Source organism: Candidatus Neomarinimicrobiota bacterium (assembly GCA_022560655.1).
Lineage (GTDB): Bacteria > Fidelibacterota > Marinisomatia > SCGC-AAA003-L08 > TS1B11 > JADFSS01.
Genome location: JADFSS010000084.1, coordinates 1 through 8018, shown reverse-complemented (window position 1 = coordinate 8018; position 8018 = coordinate 1). Strand labels below are relative to the sequence as shown.

6 protein-coding genes are annotated in these 8018 nt (G+C 54.1%); all 6 read right to left on the bottom strand.

Annotated elements, in window-relative coordinates; genetic code table 11:
* Nucleotides 1–80: 80 nt before the first annotated feature.
* Entirely contained in the window at nt 81–263 is a 183-nt protein-coding gene (locus IH971_10035) for a hypothetical protein (GenBank protein ID MCH7498176.1), read from the bottom strand.
* Nucleotides 264–266: 3 nt separating this feature from the next.
* Nucleotides 267–1571: a galactokinase gene (locus IH971_10030; GenBank protein MCH7498175.1), complete on the bottom strand. Its 1305-nt coding sequence runs from the start codon at nt 1569–1571 to the stop codon at nt 267–269.
* A gap of 75 nt (nt 1572–1646) precedes the next feature.
* Nucleotides 1647–2678 (bottom strand): UDP-glucose--hexose-1-phosphate uridylyltransferase, encoded by a 1032-nt coding sequence (locus IH971_10025; GenBank protein ID MCH7498174.1) that lies wholly within the window; start codon nt 2676–2678, stop codon nt 1647–1649.
* Nucleotides 2672–3061 carry a hypothetical protein gene (locus tag IH971_10020; GenBank protein ID MCH7498173.1) on the bottom strand — a complete coding sequence of 130 codons (390 nt, stop codon included), beginning with the start codon at nt 3059–3061 and terminating at the stop codon, nt 2672–2674. Before IH971_10020 ends, IH971_10025 begins: the two co-directional genes overlap by 7 nt.
* A gap of 6 nt (nt 3062–3067) precedes the next feature.
* Nucleotides 3068–3220, bottom strand: a complete 153-nt coding sequence (locus tag IH971_10015) for a hypothetical protein (GenBank protein MCH7498172.1) — start codon at nt 3218–3220, stop codon at nt 3068–3070.
* Nucleotides 3221–3515: 295 nt separating this feature from the next.
* Nucleotides 3516–8018, bottom strand: a 4503-nt coding sequence (locus tag IH971_10010) for a choice-of-anchor B family protein (protein ID MCH7498171.1), incomplete at its 5' end; no start/stop codon positions are given.

Here is an 8018-nt window from a genome sequence, read left to right as displayed (position 1 = left end):
ATCCTACCCCCGCTACATGACGAGAGCCCTCGGTGCCCTCCGGTATCCGAGGGTTTTTTGCATTACTGGTTAATTGCAGTTTAGTGTTGTTTAGTGTCGTTGTACCAGTGCGCATGTACTTGGCCCCACCACTGACCAGGCTCCAATGGCGGCGCCTCATCCAAAATGGCGTTCATGTCCGCTACTTCCTCGGCCGACAGCGCCTGTTCCAGCAGCAAATACCCGCGTAGATCGAAGAAGAAAATGTCGCGATTGCTTACCATTGTTTAGCTCCTAGCGGCTTCGAACCTTGGGGGGATACCAGATGTCGAAGGAACTATCCCGACCTGGCAAACTCCTTCAGTGCGAATCGAGAGCGGCAATACCGAGTCCGCACCGAATACGGCCTCAACGGTTGCTTTGAAATTTTCCAGATCCTGCTGATGGATATATGCCTGAATAGTCCCGGCAAAGCCACCACCGTGAATCCTGGCGGCGCCGCGGCCGTGTGACTCGAGAAATTCATTTGAGATAGATAGCGCTAAAGCTGCTGATTGATGCATCCCATCTCCGCTGGGGGGTATGACGTTTTGAAGCGTACCAAGCGAAGATAGTCCACTTTCTTTCACTAAAGACAGAAAATCATCCATATTGCCAGCGTCCAGAGCATCAGCCATACGCTCGACACGCCTATTCTCAGCAAAGAAATGCAGGGCGCGTTGAACTGTCTTGTCGCCAAAGGTGTACCGTACATCTGCCAGCCGTGAGCGCAAGGTATCCTCATCAAGTTCTCTCAATACTGTACCACCCAGGTACCGGGCTACTTGCTTCATATTATGAGGGATGCTGGCGTAATCATCGCCAAGGTCCGCATGACTATCCCCGGTGGCGACCACTACGAGCTGGTAATCCCCTGTACCTGAAATGAGATCAATGCGTCGCACCTGGGGCTTAACCGGATCGGCAAGATCAATTACCATAATACCGCCAACGGCACAGGCAGTCTGATCCATAAGACCGCACGGCTTGCCAAAATGGGTATTTTCCGCATATTGGCCCACTTGGGCAAGGGTGATCGGATCAATGCGGCCATTGTTGTACAGCTCATTGAGTATCCCGCCGATGAGTACCTCGAAGCTGGCAGAAGACGAGAGTCCCGATCCAACTGGCACATCGCTAACGACTACCGCTCTGAACCCACCAAGATGATGTCCTCTGGCCTGCAATCCATCCGCCACCCCACGAATGAGGGCTGTTATCGATCCTTCATCCTTCGCCTTGGGGGTCAACTCCTCAATCTCCACTTGGAACTCGGTGTCGAATCCCTCAGAATCCAAGATTATCTTTCCATCATCGATGGGCGTCACAGCGGCCAATGTATCCAGATGTACTGCAGCGCAGAGAACCTTGCCGTGGTTGTGATCGGTATGATTCCCTCCCAATTCTGTTCGCCCTGGAGAACTGAAAAGGTGCATCGGACCGGTTACACTATGCGATCGCTTGAGGTGTTCTGTCACCCGCGCAAAACGTGCGAAATGATAATCAAGAGGAAATGCCGGGCCGTATATGTTCTGCAAGTGGTTGGAGTCCATCTGTGCCCGCATGTCCCGAATGACAGATTGGCTTGCCTGGGGAAATGAGTCCATGGTCAATCGATCTTCACGAATCTAGCCATCTATCCTACGCAAGGATTCAGCCGCTTCCTCGGCAGTCAGATCTCTTTGCGGCTCTCCGAGCATCTCGTATCCAACCATGAATTTTCGTATCGAAGCGGACCGCAGCAGGGGTGGATAAAAGTGAGCATGCAGCTGCCAATAGTCTGTGGCCCCGTGTGTACCGGGCGCCCCGTGCCAACCCATACAGTAAGGAAAAGATACATTGAATAGTTGGTCATACTTCATCAGTATTCTCTTCAGAATGTCCGCCAAATCATTACGATTCTCATCATCCAATTCAGGCAGCGTACTCATGGGACTGTTGGGCAGCAACATGGTCTCGTAAGGCCATACAGCCCAGTATGGCACCACGACCGTCCAGTGCGGATTTTCCAGAACTACCCTCGATTTCTCATCTTTCTCCCTGGCAAGATAGTCCAGTAACAGTCTGGAATCGCTCCGGCTGTAATGCTGCCGCTGATTATTATCCTCTTTCACGGCTTCAGTGGGTAGAAAATCAGTCGCCCAGATTTGCCCGTGAGGATGGGGATTGGAGCTCCCCATCATCGTGCCTTTGTTTTCAAATATCTGGACCCATTTGTATCGTCCGCCCAGTTCCACAGTTTGCTCGCACCACAGATCAACCAAGGCTCTGATCTGTCCCTTCGGCATCTCAGCCAGGGTCTGGTTGTGCCGGGGAGAGAAACAGATGACCCGGCATTCGCCCTGAACCTTTTCAGCACTGAATAACGAATCATAAGGCGCTATCTTTGGCCCTGTCCCCGTACTTTCCGGCAGAATAGCTGCATAGTCGTTCTCGAACACAAAGGTTGAAGTGTAGTCGGGGTTTATGACGCCGCCTGCCCTCTTCGACCCCGGGCATAAATAGCAGTCAGGATTGCGCTCCGGTAAAGGCGTCTCATCTGGCGGTTGCACATCCCCAAGCCAGGGTCTTTGGCGCCTGTGCGCTGATACAAGCACCCACTCTCCCGAAAGGGGATTATATCGCCGATGAGGTCGCTCCAGGTACTGCAACTTTACCAAAACAGCATATAAAGCAAGACCGTTAAGCCAATAATTCCCGTACCCAGACGAATGATAACCGGATCGTTCGAAACGGCTTCAAAGCCTTCCCGGGCGGGCATTTCCTTCGGCCCATCAAGGGGTTTCATGTGGGTTAGAATATACATAGCCAGCAGGATTATGCCGAAAGTGATGGCCATCCGGTTGAGAAAGGCGATATCACCTGCCGTCGCAAACAAAACCCCATAGATAATCGGCGACGAATTCAGAGCTAAAGTTCCCGCTGATCCTGGGGCTTTCTTAAAAAACATGCCAAACACAAATGCCGAAGCGATCAAAGGGCTACTACCGACCACAAACTTTAGATGTGTCGGGATTAAAGCTGTGCGAATTAAATTACTCATGCGGTTCTATTTCATAACTGATGAGCCCATCACCTCAAATGTGCCATCGATGATCTGGACCAGCACGAAGGCCACACCGCCAAATACGGCCGCTACGCGGATGGCACGCCCGCGCTTGAGCTCGGTGAGGGGGACAGAGAGTCTGGACTGTTGGGTCATCAGATTGGCACCGTGCTTAAGCTAAATATACGCGAAGCGCGGCTGGATAGCAAAAGCCCGCAAGGCGATCACCCTGAGGGCTACTTGACGGAGGCTGCTTGTTTGTGCCTACCTATGCTTCTCAGGATTCCCCTATCAGAGTCACCTTAATCGCATGTCGCCAAATGAACAGTCCGGCGACCTACCGACAGCAAGATAGGAAGCGTATCCGGCAGGTATCCGGGTGGGAGTCTATTTCAGGCCTGAAAAGCGGGCTTTTCCTGGCTCAGATCGGCCCACAGTGGGCGGGCTCCCCCTACTTCAGCAGCACCATCTTGATGGATTTTGTATACCCAGGTGTCATCAGGTGGGCGATGTAAATGCTCGTGGGCACCTCCCGTCCCCGGGTGTCTCTTCCATTCCAGATCAGGCCGTGATACCCTGCCTCCAGGCGGCCGTTCACCAAGTGAACCACCTCCCGTCCCAAAAGGTCGTAGATCACGATGCGCACATGGGTCGCCGCCGGCAAGTCAAACCGCAGGGTGGTTGTCGGGTTGAATGGGTTGGGATAGTTCTGATGGAGGGCGAAAGATTGCGGGAGGCCGAGCCCGGCAGCAACCTCAAGTGTGACCGTCAAGGCGACCGGCACCGCCACCTGCCCCTCATCCGGATCGTTACTGGTGACCAGGATTTGGGCGCTGTAACTGCCCAGATCCAGCTCGGAGATGTCGGTGGTGATGGCAATATTGACGGAATCGCCGGCTGCCACCGATCCCGCCGTCGGCTCCACCAGTAGCCACTCGGTGCGGGCGGAAAACTCCAGGGCGTAGTTATCGCCCACGATGGCCGGATCGATGTAGGTTATGCCGCTGCCACCATTTCCCAGCCCCGTTGAGTTGTCCGGGCTGGCGATGCCGATGGCCCAGGGTGTCTGTCCCTGGAGATCAAAGTACTGGAACCGGATTTTATCGCCAGCCTCATACAGGATTACTTCAAAGGTCATATAGGGTGGGCCGGAGCAGCACCAGGGCACACCATTGAACTCAACCACAAAGACCCGATTGGGCTCACTCCCCATGCTGTGGTAAAGCACCTGGCCACCGGGCGGGTAGAGATCACCAGCAAAGGGGGCAATGACCCCGGTGTAATAGCGGGCCGAATCCGGGACCTGATCCGAATCCGGGACCTGATTGGGAAACCAGTAATCAAAATCAGTAAAACTGATCCAGCCGTTGGACATGATATTGACGCTGCTGTATTGCTGACCATAGTAGGAGAAATCGAATCCCAGGGAGATGCCCGTGACATAGCTGTCATCGCTGAGAGAAGCCAGTGACCCACCCATGGCGTCAATCCAATCGAACGCCGGACCGCCTGGTTCATTGGAATCCTTCCAGCGGTAGCCGAAAGCATCCGGACCACCCTCATCGTAAGTCGCTTGCCCTTTGCTCAGTCCATCGTCCGGATAGGCAATCGAGACAGCATAGCTGAGCTCACTGCCCCCATTATTGTACAGGGTGAGCAATTCTGAGTGGGCACTATCCGGATGGACCGCCAGCGTGAACTCGGTGGGCGTCACGTGAATATCGGGTGCCAGGAGAACATCGGCAGATACAGGCACGAGTAACTCGGGCGTATCCGGATCGTTACTGCTTATGGTCAGCATGGTGCTATACGCTCCTGTATTCCCGGCCAACAGATAGAGCGTAATGGTGTCGCTGGCAAGCGGCGGAATTGATAGGGTCACTTGCGATATAGTGAGCTCCCCACTGCCACTCGTGATGCCGGATACTGTCAAAAGGTCCGTACCGATGTTCTCTAATATGAAAATGGTGCTATCGATGAAGCCGACAAACGCGACATCGAAGTCGACTGAGTCGATGGGAGTAGCCACATCTGCCGCACCGGTAACGGAAAGATGGGCCGGCACAGTTAGCTGAGGCGTAGCCGGATCGTTGCTCAAGATTTGAATCGCGGCAGAATATTCACCACCAAACAATCCTGTAGCATCAAACACCACAGAAACATCGGCCTGAGTCCCTGCTTGTACAACACCTGCCTGAGTACCCAACCGCAACCAGGGGGGTGATAGGGGAAATGTTATGTTTCCTTGGCCTTGATCGGGGACCATCTCTATAAGTTCGGAAATCATTTCTACTGCAAAGTTGAGCGCAGGTAACCCTACAAAAGGATCCCGACCAACGCCCAAGATGATGTCGCTTGAGCCGATTTCTACAATTTGGGAAGTAGGAATATCGACAAATTCAAAGTCCCAATCACCATTGTAGCTCACATACTGCAGGAGTTCACTGTATAGGTGGAAAGTCACTAACAAATAGTCGATACCTAATTGCCAACCATAATCTGTCACGGCATCAATATTCAGGCCTGTCAAGGTATCTTGATCGGCGTCTATGGCAATGATACCGAAGATGCTATCAGTCAGTGGGGCGTAGCCCTCCAGCCTGAAGAGAATTTCCTCGGGGGTGACCTGGCCGTACACGTGTTGCACGTCAAATCCGGGTCCGAACTCTTGCGGATCGGTGTAAAGCAGGCGCCAAACCTCAGATGCAGCTGGGCCTGCAGGTGTGCCTTGGACCGACTTTGCTCGTTGACGAACACCCAATTTTCCTCTGTGCCTGCTTCTGAATCTGTCGCCGAGTAGATCAGCTAGCGAACTCGACCGAGGGCTTACTGTGGTGTGAGCCTGTGAAGGTGCAAGGCCTGGCTTTGTTGCAGAGGGGGCCAGCCCTAGTTCCACGGCCTCGACGAGAATCTCATAAACCAAGTCGCTCCCACCGGCACTGTTGTCGATGGTCAATTGCTGGACCAAAGTGTCCCCGGTGAACAGGTCGGCACCCAGCGAATCCGGCGAAACGGCAATAATGGGTGGCAGTATCCCCTGCCCCTGCAGGATGATCACCAGAGTCTCTTCGTCGGGGTCGTTGGAAGTGAAGGTCAGTGTGCCGGGATAGTCGCCGAGGGAGGTAGGAGCAAGTGTGACGAGAAACGTATCAGTCTCGGTAGGGTCGATATTGGCGACGGGCGGGATCACTGTGTAAACGATTGGGTCCGCCACAACTCCAGTAATGTACAGGGGATCGCTGCCGTCGTTCTTCACAGCCAGCTCCAAAGTTGTCGCTGCGTTCACAAAGACCTGGCCGAAGTCCAGGGTATCAGCGCTAACGGCAATATCGGGCGCTCCGGTGACTGCCAATGAAACCGCCACTATGATTTCGGGATTCACCGGGTCGTTGCTGGCTATCACCATGTTCGCGTCATAACTGCCCCCGCTGAGACCACTAGCGTCGAAGGTTACGCTCACGTCCACCGAACTTCCGGCAGCCACGGTACCGCTATCAGGGGATGTACCCAGCCAGCCATGGACCTCCAGCACATACAGACCCGACTGTATGTCACTCACGTAAATCAAGTTGTTTCGGGCGAAGGGATAGACTCCCCAGGCCCCATCATAGAAGCCGTCGCCCTCGAAGGTGTCAAACTGCGCCACGGCCACCGGGTTGGTGGGATCCGAAATGTCCAGGATCACCACCCCGTCCACATAGGCGGAGAGATAGGCGAGATTGCCTTTCACAAACACATTGTGGGGTATGTGATTGGGATCCAGCCGGTATTGGGCTACCCTGGTGATACTGTTAAGATCACGAATATCATAGATATCAACGTACCCACCAAACACTTCATCGGTGGTCAAGGCGTAGTTGCCGTCATCGGTGAGCCAAACGTTGTGGGTGAAGAACCCTGAGGTAATGGTAGAAGCGATCAAGGTGGGGTTTGACTTTATTGTGACATCGATGATGTCCAGCGTTCCCCTGTAGATGTCCGCCGCATAGGCGGTATTGTTGCGCACGAACACATCGTGGACGTAGCGGTCGCTCCAGTTTCCGGCCACCACCGGGTTAACCGGATCGGTGAGGTCCAATATATGCAGCCCCCCATTGGCGGCGTCGCTGCCTACGATGTAGGCGAAACCGGCCTCATCGATGAACAGGTTGTGGGCGTGGTAGAAAGAGGCAACATAGGTAGCTGCCAGGATGGGATGCTGGGGATCGGCCAGATCGACGATCTGCAACCCCCCGCCGCCTTCGGTGACGATGTAAGCATAGTGGCTGTAGGTCTTGATGTCCCGCCAGATACTGGAGGGGCCTTCGATGAAAGCAACTTCCGTCAATTGAGCAGGATCGGTGGAGACCTCCACGAACGACACGCCAGTTGATAAACCAATGATGGCGAGCTCAGTGCCATCAGGTGCGGAATAGCCCCATACATCGGACGCGTCTTGGGGATAGTCGACGTTGCCGAGAAGCTCGATACTGACCCCCTGCACCCCTTCATATTCAGGGGTAAGGGAGTAGATCAAATCACTATCGCCGGTATTGCTGATCTGCACCACCTGAGTTTCCTGCCCACCGGTGAACAGGGCAGCGGAGAGGGTGGTGGGCGTTACCTCGATTGCCGGCGCGAGTATCCCTTCGCCCCGTAAAACCACGGTCACCGTCGGAATGTCCGGGTCGTTGCTGGTAATGGTCAATGAGCCTGTGTAGGCCTGGATGGATGTAGCCGCTAAGGCCACGTCAATGAGATGGGTTTCACCGGGTTCAAGGGTAAACACACTTGTGTTAGCTGTAAAACCGACACCCGCGACGCTTATTCCCGTTATTTGCAGGGGCGCGAAGCCGGTGTTCGTGACATTGACGGAGAGCGTGTCAGGGAATCCGATGAAGACCGTTCCGAAATCGAGAGTATCGGGCGAGACGGTAATACTCGGGATGGCAAGAAAATGCTCGATCATGTATAT

Bases quoted from the DNA above. Each gene is read 5' to 3' on its own strand.
- IH971_10035 (MCH7498176.1), bottom strand. From the start codon at position 263: ATGGTAAGCAATCGCGACATTTTCTTCTTCGATCTACGCGGGTATTTG.
- IH971_10015 (MCH7498172.1), bottom strand. From the start codon at position 3,220: ATGACCCAACAGTCCAGACTCTCTGTCCCCCTCACCGAGCTCAAGCGC.
- IH971_10030 (MCH7498175.1), bottom strand. From the start codon at position 1,571: ATGGACTCCAACCACTTGCAGAACATATACGGCCCGGCATTTCCTCTT.
- IH971_10020 (MCH7498173.1), bottom strand. From the start codon at position 3,061: ATGAGTAATTTAATTCGCACAGCTTTAATCCCGACACATCTAAAGTTT.